The sequence below is a fragment of the Nocardioides sp. zg-1228 genome, from assembly GCF_017086465.1.
Taxonomy (GTDB): domain Bacteria; phylum Actinomycetota; class Actinomycetes; order Propionibacteriales; family Nocardioidaceae; genus Nocardioides.
This window is the reverse complement of sequence record NZ_CP070961.1, coordinates 3,706,587-3,727,342: the sequence shown is the minus strand read 5'-3', so window position 1 is coordinate 3,727,342 and position 20,756 is coordinate 3,706,587. Positions and strand designations below refer to the sequence as shown.

General features: G+C 75.0%; 19 protein-coding genes. 11 read left to right on the top strand and 8 right to left on the bottom strand.

The genetic code is table 11. The annotated features are described in order from the left end of the window. Positions 1 to 41: 41 nt before the first annotated feature. On the top strand, positions 42 to 671 hold the full coding sequence (locus JX575_RS17920; RefSeq protein ID WP_186339404.1) for a maleylpyruvate isomerase family mycothiol-dependent enzyme: 630 nt from the start codon (positions 42 to 44) through the stop codon (positions 669 to 671). On the opposite strand, the gene JX575_RS17915 is transcribed toward JX575_RS17920, so the two are convergent. From JX575_RS17915 to JX575_RS17905, 3 genes are read right to left on the bottom strand one after another with little or no spacing between them, the layout of a single operon-like run. Continuing rightward, positions 661 to 2,145: an MFS transporter gene (locus tag JX575_RS17915; RefSeq protein WP_186339403.1), complete on the bottom strand. Its 1,485-nt coding sequence runs from the start codon at positions 2,143 to 2,145 to the stop codon at positions 661 to 663. The genes JX575_RS17920 and JX575_RS17915 overlap by 11 nt on opposite strands. Beyond that, positions 2,142 to 3,476 (bottom strand): M20/M25/M40 family metallo-hydrolase, encoded by a 1,335-nt coding sequence (locus JX575_RS17910; protein ID WP_186339402.1) that lies wholly within the window; start codon positions 3,474 to 3,476, stop codon positions 2,142 to 2,144. The genes JX575_RS17915 and JX575_RS17910 overlap by 4 nt, the downstream gene beginning before the upstream one ends. Beyond that, complete coding sequence (locus JX575_RS17905) at positions 3,473 to 4,090, bottom strand: nitroreductase family protein (protein WP_186339401.1); 618 nt, start codon at positions 4,088 to 4,090, stop codon at positions 3,473 to 3,475. Before JX575_RS17905 ends, JX575_RS17910 begins: the two co-directional genes overlap by 4 nt. Positions 4,091 to 4,208: 118 nt before the next feature. Here JX575_RS17905 and JX575_RS17900 point away from each other — a divergent pair, with 118 nt between their 5' ends. From JX575_RS17900 to JX575_RS17860, 9 genes are all read left to right on the top strand, one after another. Further along, positions 4,209 to 5,426, top strand: coding sequence for an allantoate amidohydrolase (locus JX575_RS17900; RefSeq protein WP_206054443.1), 1,218 nt, complete (start codon positions 4,209 to 4,211; stop codon positions 5,424 to 5,426). Further along, the gene (locus JX575_RS17895; RefSeq protein WP_186339400.1) at positions 5,423 to 6,736 is read left to right on the top strand and encodes a formimidoylglutamate deiminase; all 1,314 of its coding nucleotides are present in this window, start codon (positions 5,423 to 5,425) and stop codon (positions 6,734 to 6,736) included. The genes JX575_RS17900 and JX575_RS17895 overlap by 4 nt, the downstream gene beginning before the upstream one ends. Next, complete coding sequence (gene hutI, locus JX575_RS17890; protein WP_186339399.1) at positions 6,733 to 7,923, top strand: imidazolonepropionase; 1,191 nt, start codon at positions 6,733 to 6,735, stop codon at positions 7,921 to 7,923. Before JX575_RS17895 ends, hutI begins: the two co-directional genes overlap by 4 nt. Before the next feature lie 336 nt (positions 7,924 to 8,259). Further along, positions 8,260 to 11,178 (top strand): helix-turn-helix transcriptional regulator, encoded by a 2,919-nt coding sequence (locus JX575_RS17885; protein WP_186339398.1) that lies wholly within the window; start codon positions 8,260 to 8,262, stop codon positions 11,176 to 11,178. A gap of 99 nt (positions 11,179 to 11,277) precedes the next feature. Then, the gene (locus JX575_RS17880) at positions 11,278 to 12,357 is read left to right on the top strand and encodes a hypothetical protein (protein WP_186339397.1); all 1,080 of its coding nucleotides are present in this window, start codon (positions 11,278 to 11,280) and stop codon (positions 12,355 to 12,357) included. 106 nt (positions 12,358 to 12,463) lie between these two features. After that, positions 12,464 to 12,697: a hypothetical protein gene (locus JX575_RS17875; protein WP_186339396.1), complete on the top strand. Its 234-nt coding sequence runs from the start codon at positions 12,464 to 12,466 to the stop codon at positions 12,695 to 12,697. Between the two features lie 101 nt (positions 12,698 to 12,798). Next, positions 12,799 to 13,815, top strand: coding sequence for a cupin domain-containing protein (locus JX575_RS17870; RefSeq protein ID WP_313960508.1), 1,017 nt, complete (start codon positions 12,799 to 12,801; stop codon positions 13,813 to 13,815). After that, a complete protein-coding gene (locus JX575_RS17865) occupies positions 13,812 to 14,714 on the top strand; it encodes a sucrase ferredoxin (RefSeq protein ID WP_186339395.1) in 903 nt (300 codons plus the stop codon). The genes JX575_RS17870 and JX575_RS17865 overlap by 4 nt, the downstream gene beginning before the upstream one ends. A gap of 96 nt (positions 14,715 to 14,810) precedes the next feature. Then, the gene (locus JX575_RS17860; protein ID WP_241005238.1) at positions 14,811 to 16,106 is read left to right on the top strand and encodes an MFS transporter; all 1,296 of its coding nucleotides are present in this window, start codon (positions 14,811 to 14,813) and stop codon (positions 16,104 to 16,106) included. A gap of 35 nt (positions 16,107 to 16,141) precedes the next feature. On the opposite strand, the gene JX575_RS17855 is transcribed toward JX575_RS17860, so the two are convergent. The 4 genes from JX575_RS17855 to JX575_RS17840 all read right to left on the bottom strand — a co-directional run bounded on the left by JX575_RS17855 (position 16,142) and on the right by JX575_RS17840 (position 18,800). Beyond that, a complete protein-coding gene (locus JX575_RS17855; protein WP_186339393.1) occupies positions 16,142 to 17,134 on the bottom strand; it encodes a hypothetical protein in 993 nt (330 codons plus the stop codon). Continuing rightward, the gene (locus JX575_RS17850; protein ID WP_186339392.1) at positions 17,131 to 17,430 is read right to left on the bottom strand and encodes a hypothetical protein; all 300 of its coding nucleotides are present in this window, start codon (positions 17,428 to 17,430) and stop codon (positions 17,131 to 17,133) included. The genes JX575_RS17855 and JX575_RS17850 overlap by 4 nt, the downstream gene beginning before the upstream one ends. Positions 17,431 to 17,493: 63 nt before the next feature. Next, positions 17,494 to 18,006 carry a DUF1648 domain-containing protein gene (locus JX575_RS17845; RefSeq protein ID WP_186339391.1) on the bottom strand — a complete coding sequence of 171 codons (513 nt, stop codon included), beginning with the start codon at positions 18,004 to 18,006 and terminating at the stop codon, positions 17,494 to 17,496. Next, positions 18,003 to 18,800 carry a hypothetical protein gene (locus tag JX575_RS17840; RefSeq protein ID WP_186339390.1) on the bottom strand — a complete coding sequence of 266 codons (798 nt, stop codon included), beginning with the start codon at positions 18,798 to 18,800 and terminating at the stop codon, positions 18,003 to 18,005. The genes JX575_RS17845 and JX575_RS17840 overlap by 4 nt, the downstream gene beginning before the upstream one ends. A 137-nt stretch (positions 18,801 to 18,937) precedes the next feature. Here JX575_RS17840 and JX575_RS17835 point away from each other — a divergent pair, with 137 nt between their 5' ends. Beyond that, complete coding sequence (locus JX575_RS17835; RefSeq protein ID WP_186339389.1) at positions 18,938 to 19,468, top strand: hypothetical protein; 531 nt, start codon at positions 18,938 to 18,940, stop codon at positions 19,466 to 19,468. Here JX575_RS17835 and JX575_RS17830 read toward each other — a convergent pair. Then, positions 19,449 to 20,675: an MFS transporter gene (locus JX575_RS17830; protein WP_241005237.1), complete on the bottom strand. Its 1,227-nt coding sequence runs from the start codon at positions 20,673 to 20,675 to the stop codon at positions 19,449 to 19,451. The two genes, JX575_RS17835 and JX575_RS17830, sit on opposite strands and share 20 nt — an antisense overlap. Between the last annotated feature and the right edge of the window lie 81 nt (positions 20,676 to 20,756).

Sequence of the window (20,756 nt, the reverse complement as noted above, 5' to 3'; positions counted from 1 at the left end):
CGGGTGGGCCCGGTGTCCCCGCCTCCTGACAGGCTGAGCGGATGAGCGATGTGTGGGACCTGGTGCGCGCCGAGCGCGCGGCACTGGTCGACGACCTGTCCGGGCTGACCGACGAGCAGTGGGAGGCGCCGTCGCTGTGCGGCGGGTGGACGGTGCACGACGTCGCCGCCCACCTCGTCGACAACGCCCGGACCACCCGCGTCGGGATCGTGGTCGCGATGGTGCGGGCGCGCTTCGACTTCGACCGGCAGAACGACCAGGGCGTCGCCCGTGTGAAGGGGGCGACCCCCGCCGAGACGCTCCAGCGGCTGCGCGAGGTCGTCGGACGCACGTCGACGCCGCCGGCCCCGCTCGACAGCCGCCTCGTCGAGGAGGTCGCGCACGGTGAGGACGTGCGGCGCCCGCTCGGCCTCACCCGCGCCTACCCCGAGGAGTCGGTGGTCCGGGCGCTGGCCCACCAGCTGAGGACGTCGGTGGGGCTCGGCGGCGGCAAGCAGCGGGCGGCCGGTCTCCGGCTCGTCGCGAGCGACGACGACTGGTCGCACGGCGAGGGCCCGGAGGTCCGTGGGCCGCTGGTGTCGCTGCTCCTGGCCGTCTCCGGGCGGGAGCAGGCGCTGGCCGACCTGACCGGCCCCGGCGTCGCCCGGCTCGGCAGCGCCCTCAGCGGGTGATCGGCGGCGCGGGGGCGTCGCCGAAGGCGTGTCTCGGGGCGGCCAGCAGGGCGAGCGCCGCCACGAACGCCGCACCGGCGCACACCGCCCACACCGTGAGGTAGCCGCTGAACGGCGCCACCTGCTCGGAGGTCGCGTCGAGCGAGCCGGTCGCGGTCAGCGCGATCGCGAAGATCGCCGAGGCGATGGCGCCGCCGACCGTCTTGGTGCCGTTGGTCATGCCGGTGGCGATCCCGGTGCGCTCGGGCGGCGCGGCGGCGGCCGCGGCGGCCGGCAGCGCCGCGACCAGCGCACCCGAGCCGAGACCGGCGACGCCCATGTTGAGGAGCGCCTGCCACGTCTCGTCGTGGAAGGGCAGCCACAGCAGGTAGCCGACGCCGACGAGCAGGCAGGCGACCACGAGCGCGCGGCGCACGCCGCCGAGCAGCCGGGTGGTCAGGGGCAGCGTGAAGGCCCCGATCGCGAGCGTGACGACGTAGAGGCCGATGAGGGTGGAGACGAACGCCGGCTCGGCGCCGAGCCCGTAGCCACGCTCGACGGGGTCGGCCTGGGCGTAGGTCGACAGCGGGATCTGGCCGCCGAGCACCGGGATGCCGAAGAGGAACGCCGTCAGCTGCACCGGCCACTGGGCGGGGCTCGACAACAGGCGCACGTCGACGATCGGCTCGGGGTGTCGCTGCTCGAAGCGCCAGAAGGCGGCGAAGAGCACCAGCGACAGCACGATCGTCGACCAGCCGAGGAGCGACCCGGCGCCGTCGAGGCGCAGCCACACCAGGCCGCCCATCAGGACGCCGAGCGAGACGGTGACCAGGCTCAGGCCGGTCCAGTCGAGGCCGCCGCCGATGTCGTCGCCCGGCACCTGCTCGATGCCGACGAGGATCACGAAGAAGACCGCGGTGACCACGACGGCGGGCAGGGCGAGCAGGACGTTCATGTCGAGGGTCTCGACGAGCAGGCCGCTGCTCAGCGCGCCCACGATCACGGCCAGCTCGAGCGAGCCGACCAGGACGGCGGCGCCGCGGCGGGTCAGCAGCTCCTGGCGCCCGGAGTCGCGCGTGCGCCGGTGGATGATGGCGATCTCCAGCGGCAGCCAGACGACGTACGCACCCTGGACGGCCCAGCCGAGCAGGAAGCTGCCGAAGCCCGGGGCGAACGCCAGCCACCACGACCCGATCGCGGTCGCGGCGGTCGAGACGAGGAGCACCCTCTTGTGGCCGACGAGGTCGCCGAGCCGCGCGAGGAGCGGGATGCAGAGGGCGCTGACGATGAGCTGCGCCGCCTCGAACCAGTTGATGTCCCCCTCGTTGATGGAGAGGTGGTCGGCGATCTGCGGGTAGATGGGCGTGTAGTAGCCCTGCAGGATGCCGCTGGCGACCTCGACCAGCACCAGGAAACCGACGACGCTGACCAGACCCTTGACCGCCGAGTGCGCGGCCGGGGCCTGGATCGGGCCGGGCGGGATCTCGGTGCTCATGCCGGAAGCCTCTCGACCAGCAGCCGGTACCAGCGGACGCCGTCGACGAGGTCGGCGACGCCGAGGTGCTCGTCGTAGGAGTGGATGGCCGCGCGCTGCGCCTTGGACATCCGGAACGGGGCGAAGCGGTAGACGCGGTCGCTGATCGCGGTGAAGTGTCGCGAGTCGGTGGCCGCCATCATCACGTAGGGCGTCGCGACCGCGTCGGGGAACACCTCGCCGATGCAGTCCTCGATGAGCTCGAAGGCCTCGTCCATCGGGGACACCGGCGACGGCTCGCCGGTCTCGACCACGTCGATGCGGATCGCGTCGTCGTCGATCACGCGGCGCACGTGCTCCACGACGCCCGCGACGGTGTCGCCGACCATGACCCGGATGTTGAGCCCGGCGCGGGCCGTCGAGGCGATGACGTTGAGGGCGGGGGAGCCGCTCAGGGTCGTGGTGGCGACGGTCGTGCGGGTCATCGCCGCGGCCTCCGGACCGGCGGCGACGAGCGCCCGGGTGATCACCGGCGCGAGCCGGTCGGCGCGGCCCAGCAGGGGACGCAGCGGCAGCGGGACGTGGGGTGCCAGGCGGCGCGCCAGCTCCAGCGTCGGGGCGGGCGCGGACGCCGGGAACGGGGACTTCTCGAGCCGCAGGATCGCCCGGGCGATGCGGGCGGTCGGGCCGTTGCGCGCCGGGGTCGAGGCGTGGCCGCCACGCCCCTCGGCCACCAGCTCGAGCGAGGTGGTGCCCTTCTCGGTCACGCCGATGACGCCCAGGGGCGCCTTCACGCCGGGGAAGGCGCCGCCCGCGATCGCCCCGCCCTCGTCGAGGACGAGCCACGGCGTCACGCCGCGCGTCCGCAGCACCTCGACGGCGTCGGCGGCCGCGGTGCCGCTGACCTCCTCGTCGCAGCCGAACGACAGCCACACGTCCTGGGCCGGCACGTGGTCGGCCTCGAGCAGCTGCTCGACGGCCTCGCAGACCGCCGCGACGCAGCCCTTGTCGTCGAGCGTGCCGCGCCCCCAGATCGCCGGTCCCGCGGGGGAGTCGTGGATCTCGCCGCCGAACGGGTCGTGCTGCCACGGGGCCCCCGCATCGACCGGCACGACGTCGAGGTGGGCCATCAGCACGACCGGGCGCTCCGCGCTCGCCCCGGCCCAGTGGAACAGCAGGCCGTGGGAGGCCACGCGGGTGAGGGACAGCCGCTCGTGCAGCAGCGGGAACCGGGTGGCCAGCTCGGCGAGCAGCCGGTCGAAGGCGTCGGCGTCGACGCGCGCGGGGTCGCGGTCGGAGACGGTCGGGATGCGGACGAGCGCCTGCAGGGCGGCGACGACGCGGTCGGTCATGGGGTGACCGTAGTGCCCCATCGCCCGCGGTGGACCAGATCGCCCAGCCGCTCGCGACGCGCCGACGACCCGGGCGCTCCCGCGTCGTCGTCCGCCCGGTGGCCGACGGTGATCGCGCCGACCGGTGCGTGGTCGTCGGGGATGCCGAACGCGTCGCGGAACGACGCCAGGTGCTCGCCGGGGATGCCGAAGAAGCACGCGCCGAGACCCTCGTCGACCGCCGTCTGCAGCACCAGCAGAGACGCCATGCCCGCGTCGACCCACCAGTAGGGGACGGGCCAGCGCTCCTCGTCACGATCGGTCCACCCCTTGTCGGGCTGGGCGTAGCGGTCGAGGTAGGCGGACTTGCTGGTCAGCGGCACGATGACCACCGGCGCGGTGCGCATCCCGTCGAGCCAGCGGTTGTGGTCGTCCGGGTCGGCCCCCGTCGCCGCCCAGAACAGGGCCACGTCCTCGGGGGTGTCGAGCACCAGGAACGCCCAGCCCTGGGTGAACCCGGCGTTGGGTGCGCGCTGGGCGTGCTCGAGCATCCGCTCGACGGCCGCCGGGTCGACGGGGCGCTCGGCGTAGCGGCGCACCATGCGGCGGCGGCGGACGACGTCGCGGAACTCCATGGGGGCAGGCTCTCACCCGCGGCGGTGGAGCGCCCCGCCCGCCGCTGCGTCTGGGATCCGAGACGAATCGCCGACGTCGTGCGTTGACCGCGTCCGGCGATCCCGGTGGACTGCTCGCATGGCAGCACCGTCGGACTTCGAGCAGATGTGGCGCGACCTCGCACCGGTCGGGCGCAGCGCGTCGTCGGGCGGCTACTTCCGTCAGCCCTGGACCTCCGCCGAGTCGGAGCTGCGGGCCTGGTTCGCCGAGGCGTGCGCCGCGCGCGGCCTCGCCGTCGAGACCGACGGCGTGGGCAACCAGGTCGCCTGGTGGGAGCCGGCCAGTGCCTCGACCGCGAGCGGCGTGCTGACCGGCTCCCACCTCGACTCGGTCCTCGACGGCGGGGCGTACGACGGCCCGCTGGGCGTGGTCTCGGCGCTGGCGGCCGTCGACGTGCTCCGCGAGCGCGGCTTCGCGCCGGAGCGGCCGCTCGGCCTCGGCGTGTTCGTCGAGGAGGAGGGCTCGCGCTTCGGCCGCGCCTGTCTCGGCTCCCGCCTGGTCACCGGGGCGACGACCTGGGACGAGGCGCGCGAGCTGCGCGACCGCGACGGGGTGCTGCTCGCCGACGCCGTCGCCGACGCCGGGCTGGACCCGTCGCAGGGGCTGCTGTCGCTGGACCGCGTGGGCACCTTCGTCGAGCTCCACGTCGAGCAGGGCCGTGACCTCGTCCACCGCGACGTCGCGGTCGGGCTGGCCAGCGAGATCTGGCCGCACGGGCGGTGGCGCTTCGACTTCGCCGGGCAGGCCAACCACGCCGGCACCACGCGGATGGAGGACCGCCACGACCCGATGCTGACCTACGCGATGACGGCGCTGGCCGCCAACAAGCAGGCCCGCCTCGCCGGGCAGCGGGCCACCTTCGGTCGCCTCGCGGTCGAGCCCAACGGCACCAACGCGATCCCCTCGCTGGTGACCGCCTGGCTCGACGCCCGCGCCTCGTCGGACGACGCGCTCGCCGAGCTGGTGGACGCCATCGGGCGGCAGGCGCACGACCGGGCCGACCGCGACGGCACGTCGCTGGACGTCACCGCCGAGTCGGTCTCCGGCGCCGTCGCCTTCGACCCCGACCTCGCCGCGCGCCTCACCGACCTCGGCGACTGGCCCGTCATCTCGACCCAGGCCGGCCACGACGCGGGGATCCTGTCCGACGCGGGCATCCCCACGGCCATGGTCTTCGTCCGCAACCCCACCGGGGTCTCGCACTCGCCCGACGAGCGCGCCGAGACCGCCGACTGCCTGGCCGGGGTCGAGGCGCTCGCCGACGTGCTGGCCGAGCTCACCGGGGCCCCCGCGTGACGGCCTACCTCCTCGAGCGCGCCTGGGTGGGCGACCGCTTCCTCGACGACGTGCTCGTCGAGGTCGAGGACGGCCGCTTCACCTCCGTGACCCCGGACGCCGACCCCCGCCGCGCCGTCCCCGTGCGGGGCCTCGTGGTGCCCGGCCTCGCCAACACCCACAGCCACGCGTTCCACCGGGCCCTGCGGGGGCGCACGCAGCGCGAGCGCGGCACGTTCTGGACCTGGCGCGACCAGATGTACGCCGTGGCCGCGCGGCTCGACCCCGACACCTACCTCGCCCTCGCCCGCGCGACGTTCCGCGAGATGGCCGCGGCGGGCATCACCTGCGTCGGGGAGTTCCACTACGTGCACCACCGACCCGACGGCGCCCGCTACGCCGACCCCAACGAGATGGGCCGGGCGCTGGTCGAGGCGGCGCGACAGGCGGGCGTGCGCATCACCCTGCTCGACACCCTCTACCTGTCGGCCGGCTTCGGTGCCGCACCACAGGGCGCCCAGCTGCGCTACAGCGACGACTCGGCCCAGGCGTGGGCCGAGCGGGTCGACGCGCTCGACGTCGACCCCCACGCCCGGGTCGGCGCCGCCGTCCACTCGGTGCGCGCCGTGCCCGACCACGCGCTCGGCACGGTCGCCGACTGGGTCGGCGGGCGGCCGTTCCACGTCCACCTGTCCGAGCAGGTCGCCGAGAACCAGGCCTGCCTGGAGGCCTACGGGCTCACCCCCGCACGCCTGCTCGACGAGCACGGGCTGCTGCGGCCCACCACGAGCGTCGTCCACGCCACCCACCTCACCGACGACGACGTCGCGCTGATCGGTCGCGCGGGGGCGTACGCCGCCTTCTGCCCGACCACCGAGCGCGACCTCGGCGACGGCATCGGCCCGTCGCGGCGCCTGCACGACGCGGGCGCCCGGCTGACCCTCGGCTCGGACAGCCACGCGGTGATCGACCTCTTCGAGGAGATGCGCGCCGTCGAGCTCGACGAGCGGCTCGCCACCCAGCGGCGCGGTCACTGGAGCGCCGACGAGCTGCTCGACGCCGCCACCGTCACCGGCCACGCGTCGCTCGGCTGGCCCGACGCCGGCGCGATCGCGGTCGGGCAGCGCGCCGACCTCGTCGTCGTCGACCCGGCCAGCCCGCGCACCGCGGGCGCCGGCCGCGACGAGGGCGCGGTCGTGTTCGCCGCGTGCGCCGAGGACGTGCAGCGCGTCATGGCCGACGGCCGGTGGATCGTCGAGGAGGGCGAGCGCTACGACATCGGCCTCGAGCTCGAGGCCGCCGTCGCGCGCATCTGGGGGGAGGACCGATGACGCCCGGACCGCTCGCGAGCGTGATCACCGGGATCGGCGAGCTCGTCACCAACGACCCGGCCCGCGCCGCGCAGGGCGGCCTGCTCGGCCTCGTCCGCGACGCCGCCGTCGTGATCGAGGGCAGCCGGGTGGCCTGGGTCGGACCCGCCGCCGAGGCGCCCGCCGCCGACGTGCGCGTCGACGCCGGCGGCCGCGCGGTCATCCCCGGCTTCGTCGACTCCCACAGCCACCTCGTCTTCGCCGGCGACCGCTCCGCCGAGTTCGAGGCGCGGATGACCGGCGAGCCCTACACGGCGGGCGGCATCCGCGCCACCGTCGCCAGGACGCGTGCCGCCACCGACGACCAGCTCACCTCGCATGTCGCCCGGCTCGTCGCCGAGATGCGGGCCCAGGGCACCACCACCGTCGAGATCAAGAGCGGCTACGGGTTGTCGGTGCACGACGAGGCGCGCAGTCTCGCGGTGGCCCGCCAGCTCACCGACGAGACCACGTTCCTCGGTGCCCACGTCGTCCCCGACGGCACCACCCCCGAGGACTACGTCGACCTCGTCACCGGCCCCATGCTCGCGGCGGCGGCACCGCACGCCCGGTGGATCGACGTGTTCTGCGAGGACGGCGCCTTCGACGTCGACCAGGCACGCGCCATCCTGGCGGCGGGGTCCGACAGCGGCCTGCGCGGTCGGCTCCACGCCAACCAGCTGACCTACGGCGGCGGGGTGCGGCTGGCCTGCGAGCTGGGCCTGGCCGCCGTCGACCACTGCACGTTCCTGACCGACGCCGACGTCTCCGCGCTCGCGGGGTCGGGCACCATCGCGACGCTGCTGCCCGGCGTGGAGTTCTCCACCCGGCAGCCCTACCCCGACGCCCGGCGATTGCTCGACGCCGGCGTCCGCGTGGCACTGGCCAGCGACTGCAACCCCGGGTCGTGCTTCACCTCCTCGATGGCGCTCTGCGTCGCGCTCGCCGTCCGGGAGATGCGGATGACCCCCGCTGAGGCGCTCCACGCCGCCACCGCCATGGGAGCCGCCGCCCTCGACCGCGCCGACGTCGGCGTGCTCGCCCCCGGCAGGGCCGCCGACCTGGTCCTGCTCGACGCGCCCTCCCACGTCCACCTGGCCTACCGCCCCGGCGTCCCGCTCGTCGCCGGGGTCTGGCAGGCCGGCCGCCCGGTGGTCGTCCCGCGGTAGGCCGGTGGCCCACCGGCTACCTCAGGCGGGCGTCGTACGCGCCGGGCGGGGCATCTGAGGTAGCCGGCCGGCCGCGGATAGGGCACGCACCCGATGCCGGGTGCTACCTCACGGGCGCAACCTCGACACATCGATCCAGACGGGATCGGGAGACGAGGAGAAGGACATGTTCGCCACCGACAGCTTCCTGAGCGCCGAGATCAACTACCGACACGACAGGATCCGCAAGGACTACGGCCGGCGCCGCTGGACCCGCGTCCGCGCCGACGACACCGGGAAGTGACCCGCACCGCGATCGACCCGCGAGTGTCGGACGGGCACGACACAATGGCGTCCGTGCCGGCCCTGCGGACCACCGATCTGATCGGACGCGATGCCGAGCTGGAGCAGCTGACCGCCCAGCTCGGCATCCGCACGTCCGGGACCGGCCAGACGGTCCGGTCGATGCTCGTCGCCGGCGACGCGGGTGTGGGCAAGACCCGACTGCTGATGGCGCTGCGCGACGCCGCCCTCGACGCCGACTGGCAGGTCGTCGCCGGACACTGCCTCGACCTCGCCGACAGCTCCCTGCCCTACCTCCCCTTCTCCGAGATCCTCGGCGGGCTCGTCGCCGACCACCCCGATGTCACCGGCCGCGTCCTCGAGGCCCACCCCACCCTCGCCCGCCTCCAGCCCGGCCGGCGCATCCGCAGCGGCGAGAGCGCCTCGGGCGACCAGGCCCTCGACCGCGGCAACGTCTACGACGCGTTCGGCCACCTCCTCGCCGCCGCCGCCGAGCACGCCCCGGTCTTGGTGATCGTCGAGGACGCCCACTGGGCCGACGAGTCCACGCGCGACATGCTCAGCTATCTCTTCTCCCGCCCCGTCCCGGGCGTCGCCCTGGTCGTGTCCTACCGTGCCGACGACCTGCACCGCCGCCACCCGCTGCGTCGCCAGGTGGCGGAGTGGATGCGCCTGCGTGGCGTCGACCGCCTCCAGCTCGAGCCGCTCGCCGCCGACGCCGTACGCCTCCTCGTCCGCGCGCTGCACCCCTCGACGCTGTCCGAGGCGGAGTACACCTCCATCGTCGACCGCGCCGAGGGCAACCCGTTCTTCATCGAGGAGCTCGTCGACGCCGCGTGGTCCGGGCAGGTGCCCGGCGAGCTCGCCGACGTGCTGCTCGTCCACCTCGACCGCCTCGACGAGACGACGCGCCAGGTCGTGCGCATCGTGTCGGTCGCCGGCCGCCAGGTCAGCCACGGCCTGCTCGCCGCCGTCTCCGACCTCGACGCCGCCGCGCTCGAGGCCGCGCTGCGCGCCGCGGTCGACGCCCACGTGCTGATCGCCTCCCGCGGCGACACCTACGCCTTCCGCCACGCGCTGCTCGGCGAGGCCGTCTACGACGACCTGCTGCCGGGCGAGCGCATGCGGCTGCACGCCGACTTCGTCGCCGCCCTCGGCGAGGGCCGCGCGGTCGGCACGGCGGCCGAGCTCGCGCAGCACGCCCGCCGGGCCCACGACGTTCCCGTCGCCGTCCGCGCCTCGATCGAGGCGGGCGAGGAGGCGCTGGCCGTCGGCGGTCCGGCCGAGGCGGCCACCCACTTCCTCGACGCGCTCGAGCTCGTCGACACCTCCCGCGAGCCGGTGCCCGGGATCGACGACTTCGCCCTCGCCCGCCGCTGCGCCGAGGCGCTGATCGCCTCGGGCCGGGTCGCCAAAGCCGTCAAGGTGCTGCGCGCCCGGCTGGCCGCCCTGCCCGCCGAGGGCGCCGACGTCGACCGCGGCCAGCTGCTGACGGCGCTGGCCTCCGCGCTGCTGCTCACCGACAGCCCCGAGTCGCCCAGCGAGACCGCCGCCGAGGCCGTCGAGCTGCTGCGCACGGGGCCGCCCAAGCTGCTGGCCCGGGCCCTGCTGGTGCACGCCCAGACCCTGGTCGGCTGGCACGACGACCAGGCGCGGGCGGTCGCGCTGCCGGCCCTCGAGCTCGCCGAGCGCCACGACCTCGCCAGCCTGGCCGTCGAGCTCCACGCCACCGTCGCCGGCCTCGACCCCGAGGGTGGGTCCAGTGCGGTCGTCGGGTGGCGGGCGGCGGCCGACCGGGCGCGTCGTGCCGGCCTGATCGAGCCGGAGCTGCGGGCGCTCTACCTGCTCGGGCGCGCGCACCACGACGGCGGCGACCTCGCCGCGGCGGTCGAGGTCTATCGCGAGGTGATCGCCCGCAGCGAGGTCGGCGGTCTGACCTGGTCGCCCTACCCCGCCGAGGCGCGGCTGCTGCTCGCCGTCGTGCTCACCCACCAGGGCCTGCTCGACGAGGCGTGGGAGCTCCTCGACGTGAGCGGGCAGAGCCCGCCCATGGTCTCGGAGTGGGCCTACTTCGCGCACCAGATGTTCATCGTCATCGGCCTGCGTGGCAGATCCAAGGCCCAGGCGTTGGAGCGGCTGCGCGAGCACTGGACCACCGACGGGCTGACCGCGATCTCGTCGGCCGCGGCCGAGATCCTGCGCGCCGCCGCCGCCGGCGACGGGGCGCTCGCACTGTCGGTCTACGACGACGTCGTCACCGCGGTCGTGCCGCTGTGGCACGAGTGGTTCCAGGCCCGGCTGCGGCTCGCGACGCTGGCGCTCACCGCGTTCGCGGCCGCCGCCCATCGCCAGTCGGCCGACGAGCGCGAGTGCGCCGCGCGCGACGTCGAGCGGCTGGCGGCCGACGGCGGCCGGGTGATCGACTTCTACGCCCCCTACGACGACAGCCAGGGCCCCGAATACCGGATGTGGGTCGCGCGCCGCACCGCCGAGCACCTGCGGTGGCGCTGGCTGGCCCAGGTCGGCCCGCCATCGGCCGACGAGCTCGTGTCGGCCTGGCGCACGGCCGAGGAGGCCGCCGTGGCCTACGGCAGCGTCCCCGAGCTCGCCCAGACCCGGGTCCGGCTGGCCGGGGTGCTGCGCGCGGCCGGCGACGCCGACGGCGCCCGGCAGGTCGCCGACCTGGCGCGCGAGGTGGCCCGGGCGATCGGCGCCCAGCCGATGCTCGACGAGCTCACCGCGCAGGGCTCCACCGCCACCCCGGCCACCTCCGAGCACGCGGCGAGCCTGACGCCGCGGGAGGCGGAGGTCCTCGCCCTCGTCGCGGAGGGCAGGTCCAACGGCGAGATCGGCAAGCAGCTCTTCATCAGCACCAAGACCGTCTCGGTCCACGTCTCCCACATCCTTGCCAAGCTCGACGCCGCCTCGCGCACCGAGGCCGCGGCCGTCGCCCGGCGCCGGGGGTTGCTGTGACCCGACCGCGTGCCGGGCGTTTGCCCTCCGGCTCCGCCGGGTAGGCAGGGGGGACCCCGGCATCCCACCCGACACCCCACCCGACACGGAGCGAAACACATGCGAGCAGGTCGACGTCTCACCACCGCACTGGCAGCGGCGGGGGTGGTCCTGTCCACGGCGTTCGTCGCCGGTCCCGTCGCGGCCGCCCCCGACGCCGAGCGCCGCACTCCTCCCGACGTGGCGCTGACGACCCGCGACGTGCAGCCACTGCCCCCGCCGGCGCCGCTCGTGGTGGAGGCACCCGGCTCGGCACGCACGTCCTCCGCCCGCGCCGCGCGCAGGCCGCTCTTCGCCTTCTGGGGCAAGAAGTACAACCGCATCGACGGCTTCGGCTTCAGCACCGCCATCCGCGGCTCCGGCACCGGCGTCCAGGTCCAGGCGGCGTGGAAGACCTACCGGGGCGTCAAGCCCATCAAGCCCAAGAAGGTCTTCGTGCAGGCGCGGGTCGACGGAGGCAAGTGGCGCAAGGTCAGCGGGGCCCGCGGCAAGATCGGCCGCCAGCTCGTCACCGCCCGGATCCCGGCCCACGTGGTGCCCGCCGGTGTCCCCGCGCAGCAGGTCGACTACCGCCTCAAGACCAAGAAGATCACCAAGGGCCCGCGGCGCGCGCGCCGCAGCGTGGCCTCCAAGCCGGTGAGCGTCAGGTTCGAGAACCAGGCGATGTACACCGGTGACCAGGCGCGCTTCTACGCGCCCATCGCCTCGCTGTGCCCCAACGCCAACATCACGATCGACACCACCGGTATCACCGGGGACCGCACCGGCGTCTTCAGCTGGCAGCACGGCATCACCATGGACGCCGCCACTCTCGCGACGCTCACGGCCGAGCCGGAGATCAGCAAGCTCGGGATCGCGATCCACGAGTGCGCGCACATGAAGCAGTTCTACAACTGGGGCGGGACCCGGGAGGGCTGGGACGAGCTCGTGGCCCGCTCCGCCGAGGTGTTCGTCCCCGACGTCAACCCCGACCCCGCGGTGCCGACCGTCCCGATGGCACCCGACTGGGCGCCGCTCGAGCACGCCGCCGACTGCGCCAAGGAGCTCATCTCGCCCGAGCGCTACCGCACCTACGGCGGCTACTGCAACCCCACCGAGTACGCCGCGGCGGGCCTGCTCTGGCAGGACCAGCGCTACTGAGGACGAGACCCCGTCCACCGGGGTGTGGAACGGGAGGGACACCGAGCGCCAGACTCGACACAGACCCGGGACGGACCGACCGTCACGGTGCGACTGGGAGGAACCCATGACGACTCCTGACAACCCCCTCGGCGACGACGAGATGAGCACCGAGGGCGTCGACCCCACCGGCGTCGCGGCCGGTCCCGGGACGGATGCCGACGGCACCGACGCCGACGGCACCGACGGCGACTCGACCGACGCCGACGGCGCGGACGCCGACGGCACCGACGGTGACTCGACCGATGCCACCGACGGCGACTCGACCGACGCCGACGGCACCGACGGGACCGCGCTCTGAGCGCTCTCGACCGCCTCACGGGCGACGCCCAGACCTTCCTCGACAAGGTCTGGGCGTCGTCCGTCCACGTCCACCGCACCGATCCGGCCTACGGCGCCGAGGTGCTCTCGCTCGCCGACGTCGACCATCTCCTGACCCAGACCGCGATCCGCACGCCGGCCGTGCGGGTCGCCCGCAACGGGTCGGTGCTGCCGGAGTCGTCCTTCACCCGCGGCGGCAGCCTCGCCGGCAGGCCGCTGACCGGGCTGGTCGACCCGGAGAAGTTGATGCGCCTGCACGACGAGGGCGCGACGATCGTGCTGCAGGGCCTCCAGCGCTACTGCTCGCCCGTCGGCGACCTCGTCGCCGAGCTCGAGCTCGAGCTCGGCCACCCCTGCCAGGCCAACGCCTACCTCACCCCGCCCGGGGCGCAGGGCTTCGCGGTCCACTCCGACTCCCACGACGTGTTCGTGGTGCAGACCCACGGCACGAAGAGGTGGGAGGTGCACGGCGAGGGCGGGCCCGGCGACCTGCTGCTCGAGCCGGGGGTGGTGGCCTACCTCCCAACCGGCACCCCCCACGCCGCGCGTGCGCAGGAGTCCGTCTCGCTCCACCTGACCATCGGCATCAACCAGCTGACCTGGCGGGCCCTCCTCGCCCGTGAGGTCGAGGGGCTGCTCGCCGACGTGCCCGACGACCACCTGCCCGCCGGCTACCTCAGCGACCCGGCCCGCCTGGCCGCGGGACTGTCGGGCCACCTCACGACCCTCGCCGACGCCGTCCGCCGGCTCGACCCCGCGGCGCTCGCCGCCGGACAGGCAGAGCGGTTCGTCAGCCACCGCCCGCCGCGCCTGGCGGGTGCCCTGCTCGACCGCGCGTCGCTGGCCACGATCGACGCCGACACCCGCCTGCGCCGCCGGCGCGGACATCCCTGCGTGCTGGTCGACGACGGTGGCACGGTCCGGGTGCTGATCGGCGACCGCGTCGTCCGGGTGCCGGCGCGGGTCCGTCCGGCCCTGGAGCACGTCGCCGCCCACGCGGAGCTGACGCCGGGCGACCTCGCCCCGCTCGACGCCGAGAGCGCGCTGGTGCTGTGCCGCCGGCTGGTCCGGGAAGGGCTGCTCGAGGTCGTGCGGTGACCGCCTTCCGGTGCGCCCCGGCCAGCCGCGAGCGCGGCGACCAGCTTGCCGGCACCGCCTCCACCGTGCGCAGCTTCCTGCTGGTCGAGCACCCCGGGCCGTGGGGCGCGGACGCGCTGCGCGACGCTCGGCTCCCCGACGGCGTCGGCGCCCACCTGCAGGAGCAGTCCCGGCGCCACCGCGTACGCGTGCTCCTGGTCCGCCGTCCCGGCCGCAGCGCCCCCGGCGGTCCGACCCGCGTCGTCGCCGCACGCGTCGCCGGCCCGGGCTCCTGGGCCGAGGCGGTCGACCTCGACCGCGTGCAGGACGTGCGCGACCTCGACCTGGCCGCCCTCGGCCGTGGGCAGAGCCTCGGCCTCCCACCCGAGCCGGCCCCGGTGCTCGCGGTCTGCACCCACGGACGCCACGACGCGTGCTGCGCCGAGCGCGGCCGACCGGTCGCGCGGGCGCTCGCCGACGGCCCGCACGCCGACGCCGTGTGGGAGGTGTCCCACGTCGGGGGTGACCGGTTCGCCGGCAACCTCGTCGTGCTGCCGCGCGGGCTCTACTACGGCGACCTCGATGCCGGGTCCGCGCAGCGCGTCGCCGCTGCCACGGCGGCGGGCGAGGTGTTGCTCGAGCACCTCCGCGGCCGGTCCGACCTGCCGATGGCGGTCCAGGCGGCCGACGTGGCGCTGCGCCACGAGCACGGCCTCGTCGGCCTCGACGACGTGCGCCCGGGCGCCGTCCGCGTGGACGGCGACCTGACCACCGCCCGGTTCGAGGTGCGCGGGCACGAGCCGGTCGAGGTCGTCGTGCGCCGGGTGCCGGGGGAGACGACCCACCGGCTCACCTGCTCGGCCCGCCGCGAGAGCGCCGTGCCGCGCCACGAGGTGGTCGAGGTCCGCGCCGTCTCCTGACGGACCCGCGCGGGCACGAGGCCGGACACGAGGCCGGGCACGTCGTGCGCAATGTCGGGTGCGCCGGCGCGCCGCGATCGGGGAGACTGGTCGCTCGTGACCTGGACCGACCGACTCCGCTCCCTGCGGATGGATGTGACCCCGCTGCGCGAGTCGCGCGACTTCCGGCTGCTGTTCACCGCCGGCAGCGTGTTCTACCTCGGCAGCATGGTCGCCTACGTCGCCGTGCCGTTCGCGATCTACGACCTCACCGGGTCCAACCTCCTCGTCGGGCTCGTGGGCCTGGTCGAGCTCGGGCCGCTGATCGTGTTCGGGCTCTACGGCGGCGCGCTGGCCGACCACGTCGACCGGCGCCGGCTGCTCGTGGTGACCGGGGTCGTCCAGGTCGTGCTGATGGGCGTGTTCGCGTGGAACGCGTTCTCCGCGCACCCCAGGGTCTGGCTGATCTTCGTCGTCGCCGCGCTCTACGCGGCCGCGAGCTCGATGCAGCGTCCGTCGCGGGAGGCGCTCGAGCCGCGCACCGTGCGGCACGACCAGATCGCCGCCGCCAACGCGCTCAGCAGCTTCGCGATGCAGCTCGGCGTCCTGCTCGGACCGCTCATCGGCGGCCTGCTGATGGCCTACGTCGGCGTCGGGTGGTGCTTCGTGGCGGGCATGGCGGGCTACGCGGTCGCCACGGTGCTGTTCGCGGCCATGCGGCCCTACCCGCACGACGGCGAGACCACGCCGCCGAGCCTGCGCGGCGTGCACGAGGGTCTCACCTACGCGCTGCGGCGTCGCGACCTCCTCGGCACCTACGTCGTCGACATCGCCGCGATGATGCTGGCCATCCCGGTGGTGCTGTTCCCCGCCCTGGCGCACGAGGTGTTCGACCGGCCCGAGCTGCTGGGGCTGCTCTACTCGGCCGAGACCGTCGGTGCCCTGGTCGCCACCGCGCTCAGCGGGTGGATCGGGCGGGTGCACCACCACGGCCGGGCGATCGTCATCGCCGCCAGCCTCTACGGCGGCTGCATCGCGCTCGCCGGGCTGATGCCGTCGTTCGGGCTGGCGTGCCTGTTCCTGGCGCTCGCCGGGGCGGCCGACATGGTCTCGGCGGTCTTCCGCTCGACGGTGTGGAACCAGACGATCCCCGACACCATGCGCGGGCGCCTCGCCGGCATCGAGATGCTGTCCTACTCGGTCGGTCCGATGGTCGGCGAGACGCGCGCGGGCTTCGTGGCCGACGCCTGGTCGGTGCGCGGGGCGATCGTGAGCGGTGGCGTGGCGTGCGTCGGCGGGGTCCTGCTGACCGCGGTCGCACTGCGCGACTTCTGGTCCTACGACTCGCGCACCGACGAGCACGCCGTCGCCGAGCGCGGGCGCCGCGCGACGGGCGCGTCTCCGCCCGCCTAGCCGGAAGCCGCGGCCCGGACGCTCGGGACCGACGCTCAGCCGAGCCGGTCCCCCAGGTCGCCGGCGGGCCGGCGCTGGGCGATCAGGCGCGGCCCGCCCTCCTCCGCGGCCCGGAGGTCGCGCGCCGCGCGGTTGGCCTGAGCCTGCTCGCTGTCGGCTGCGGCCTCGGCGTCGCGGGCCTCGGCCCGGGCGTCGTCCAGCTCGCGGTGCAGCGCCTGGACCTTCCCCGCCTGGGCGTCGATCTCCTCGTGCGGCGCCTCGGCGAGGACGAGCCGCTCGAGGCTCTCGAGCGCGGACTGCTCGCGCCGCCTGAGCGCGTCGACGGTGCCGCGGGCCGCGTCCGCGGCGTCCGCGGCGTCGACGGCCTCCCGGGCCTCCTCGGCGGCCTCGCGGCGCAGCTCGCCGAACGTGACCCCACGGTGGCCGGCGGCGACGACCTTCGCCCGGTCCTGGTCGGGATGCACGCCGGCGTGCTCGGCGAGCGCCCGCACGAGCTCGCGGGCACCCGCACGCCGGGCGTCACGCAGCTCCAGCTTGGTCTCGAAGCAGGCCTGGTAGGCCCTCCACTCGGCCTCCCACGCGTCGGCCTGCCGCTGGGTGGCGTCACCGGGCAGGGTGGCGACCGGGGGCCAGATGCGGTGCTCGCGCACCTCGAGGCCCGTGCTCACGGCGGAGGCGCGCAGCTCCTCGAGTCCCTCACGGTGGCGGCGCAGGACGTCGGCGTAGGCGTTGATCGCCCGGCCGAGGCCGCGCAGGTCGTCGCGGACGCCCGCCGACTCCTCGTGCCGGCGGGCGGCGCGGTCGCGGAGCGTGTCGGCGGCCTCTCCGGCGAAGACGTCCTCGGAGAGCGTCGAGGTGCGCGCGAAGGCGTCGACGGCGAGCTCGACCTTGGCCGACAGCCGGCGCACCGAGTCGCCGTAGGAGTCGACCTCGTCGGGATCGAGCCAGTGGTAGCGGCAGCCGATCGGGTCGCCGAACTGGAAGCGGTCCTCCTGGGTCTCGACCCGGTCGGTCACGATCCTGGTCATGGCGTGACCTGGTCGAGCCTCGCGGCGACGGCGGCGGCCTCCCCGACCATGAGGTCGAGCTCGTCGAAGTCGACGACGGAGTCGTCGATCGCGCCGGCGAGGGTGCGGCACCACTTCGCGACCTGCTCGGCGTCGTCGACCAGGGCGCGCACGCCCTCGACCACCAGGTCGCGCCACGGGAAGTCGTCGGCGGGGTGGTCGATGTCGCCCAGCGCGCCGCGCAACGCCTCCCGCGCGGAGTCGAGCTCCTCCTTGGCGCCCCGCAGCGCCCGCTGGTTGATCGCGATCGGCCTCATGGGGGCCTTGTGCCCTCCGGGCCGGTGTCGAAACCAGGAGTCGTGCTCCTGTGGGCTACGCGCTCATCCGGTCTGGACCGGCGGCCGGTAGGCCCGCAGCAGGCGCACCGTCCAGAGTGCCGTCAGCACGAGGTAGCCCCCCACCAGCACCGGGAACGCCCACGAGGGAGCGCCGTCCCGGCCGGTGACGCCGACCCGGGTCGTGAGGACCAGCGCGGCCACGAGCAGGGCCCCGGTGAGCGCGGTGACGGCCTCCATGTCGTCCTGGAAGCGCACGGCGAACTCGGCGCGCCGCTCCGGGGCGAACCAGTAGTCCTTCGACGCCTGCGGCATGTTGACCCAGGTGCCGTCGCCGGCGGTCAGCGCCCGGGTCAGCGCCGGGATGCCGGCGAGCACGACCACGCCGAGGACGACCCAGGTCACCATCAGCGCGGTGCGCGACGACCACTCGTCCACCCGGCCGGCGGCGTCGAAGTGGGTGGGCACCCGGTCGGGCAGGACGACGGCGGCCCACGCCAGCGCCGCGACGTACGCCGCGCCGACCACGAGGAGGGCGCGGCGGCCGGCACCCCTCACACGTGCCCGCTCAGCTGGGCCATCCGCAGCTCGAGGCGACCGAGGAGGTCGCTGCACGCCTTCTCGGGCATGGGGGAGCGCTTGTCGCCGCCCTGTGAGCACACCGGCAGCACGTCGATCGACAGCCTGGCGCCGCCGGCCAGGGCGCGGAGCTCGTCGAGGCGCTCGGCGAAGGGGGAGCCGCTGCCGGGGGAGTAGTAGCGCACCGCCTCGTCGACGTCGTCGGGGAACAGGTCGGCCTTGGTGACCGCGACGACCAGCCAGGTCGGCCGGTCGCGTCGCACCGCCATGCTGGCGATGCGGTGGGCCGTGATGGCCCAGTCGTCGAGCTCGGCGGCGAGCTGCTCCTCGCGCGTGGCGAGCGCCGCGCCGGTGGTGCCGGCGGTGCGCCGCGGGGTGGCGTGGCCCCACGCGACCACGTGCAGCACCCCGTCGACCGGCTCGTCGTGGAAGACCTCGTCGAGGGCGCCGAGGCGGGTGGCGGCGTTCTCGCCGGGCACGACGCGGAAGCGGTAGCCGCGCAGCCGCGCGTTGCGGCGCGTACGACGCTCCATGACGGCCGAGCCCACCTCCGGGCCCCCCTCCGAGCCGCCCGACTCAGCGCTCGCGCGCCGGGAGAGGCGGTCGGCCAGGCGGGTCTTGCCCACGCCCGTCATGCCGGTCACGGCGACCGTGGGGTAGCGGTGGCGCAGCAGGCGGGAGGCGCGCTCCGGGGCAGAGGACAGCGCGGCCAGCGCTCCGCCCGCTAGGGTCGTGCCGATGGCGGCCTTGCCGTGTCGCAACGGTGACTGCATGTGCCCATCCTGTCCGACGCGGGGTGGCACGCCCACCGACGCACCGGCCGACTTGGCCGCGCACCCGCCCCTCCCGGACAATGGCCCCGCCGACAACGAGGCCCCGCACCCCGCGCGAAAGGTCCCTCCCCACCGACATGGACACCGAGAACCGCCCCGTCCTGACGGGGCTCATCGCCCTGGTCGGGGTCGCCGTGGTCATCGGCCTGCTCGGCGGGCTCGCGGTCCTCGTCGGGGTCAAGGTGACCGGCATCGGCGACGACACCGAGGCCAGCGGCGCGCCGAGCTCCTCGGCCACCTTCCGCCTGCCCAAGCCCACCGAGACCAGCACCGAGGCCGGCTCCGCCGAGGCGTCGGAGCCCAACCCGGGTGAGGAGTCGACCTCGGAGGCGCCCGCGGAGGGCATCTCGCTGACGGCCGACCAGCAGTCGGTGAGCCCTATGCAGCAGATCGACCTCACCGGCACCTACCCGGCCGGCGAGGGGGCGATCCTGCAGGTGCAGCGGATGGAGAACGGCACGTGGTCGGACTTCCCGGTGACGATGTCGGTCAGTGGCGGCACGTTCGCCACCTACGTCCAGACCAGCCGCACCGGGCCCAACAAGTTCCGCGTGGTCGACACCGACTCCGAGGTCGTGTCCAACGAGGTCACGGTGACGGTCGGCTGACCGGCACCGCGTTCGTCCGCGCGAGGTCCACCCTCCGCGTCCAGTAGCCCACCCACCCCGCCCCGGCCAGGCCCAGCACGCCGACCACCACGCTCGCCGCAGCCAGCGGCGCGACGGCGGCCACCGCGCTCACCAGCAGGGGACCGCCGGTGTTGCCGATGTCGCCGCACAGCCGCCACGCGCCGAGGAACTGCGACCGGCCGCCCTCCGGCGCGGCATCCGCCCCGAGCGTCATCACGATGCCCGACCCGAGGCCGTTGCCGCACGCGATGAGGGCCATGACGAGCGCGACCGTGAGCGCGCTCGTGGCCAGGGGGAGCAGGAGGCACGCGACGGCCATCGACAGCACCACCGGCACCGCGACCACCATCCGGCCCCGGGCGTCCATCAGCCAGCCGCCCGGCCACATGAACGCCACGTCGATGGCGGACGCCCCCGCGAAGATCAGCGACGTGGTGGACGCCGAGAGCCCGATGTGGTCGGCCCACAGCGGCAGCAGGCTGAGCCGCAGCGACCGACTGACGCCCAGGACCATGACGGCCGTGCCGAGGGTGGCCAGGAGCCGGCGGTGCGCGACGATGACCGACCACACGCCGACGTGGCCACGTGCCCGCTCCGCCGCTCGCTTCTCCTCGCCGAGGTCGGGCATCGTGGCGGCGAGGAGGGCCGCGAGGACCGACATCGCCGCACCGAGCCAGAAGACGCTGGTCAGGTCGGTGACCTCGATCAGGCCGGCGCCGATGAGCGGACCGACGAGCACGCCCACCCGGTGGGAGCCGCCGAGCAGCGACATCGCCCGGGCGCGGTGGGTCTCGGGGACCGCGTCGATCATGAAGCCCTGCCGGGCGATGAGGAAGAGCGTCCAGCACACGCCGCTGAGCAGCACCCCGACCGCGAGCCCGGCGACGGAGTCGGTGAGCGCGGCGAAGGCCATCGCCGCCGCGTCGAGGATCCCCGCGCCCACGAGGGCCCGGCGCTCGCCCACCCGGGCCACCAGCGCGCCCGACGGGAGGCTGGCCAGCAGCATGCCGACGCCGGTGAGGGCCACGATCGCGGCGGCGGTGGAGACGTCGGCACCGAGGTCGCGCGCCCGCAGCGCCAGCACCGGCATGATCGCGCCGTGGCCGATGGCGGAGACCATCGAGGGCCCGTAGGCCACCAGCCAGATGTCGCGGAAGCGGAACGCGACGTCCCCCGAGGTGCTCACGCGCACACGCTACGGCCCGCGGCCCTCGATGCGGACGACCCCGACGGGCGTGCTGGAGCGCACGGGCGCGCGGCCGTAGGC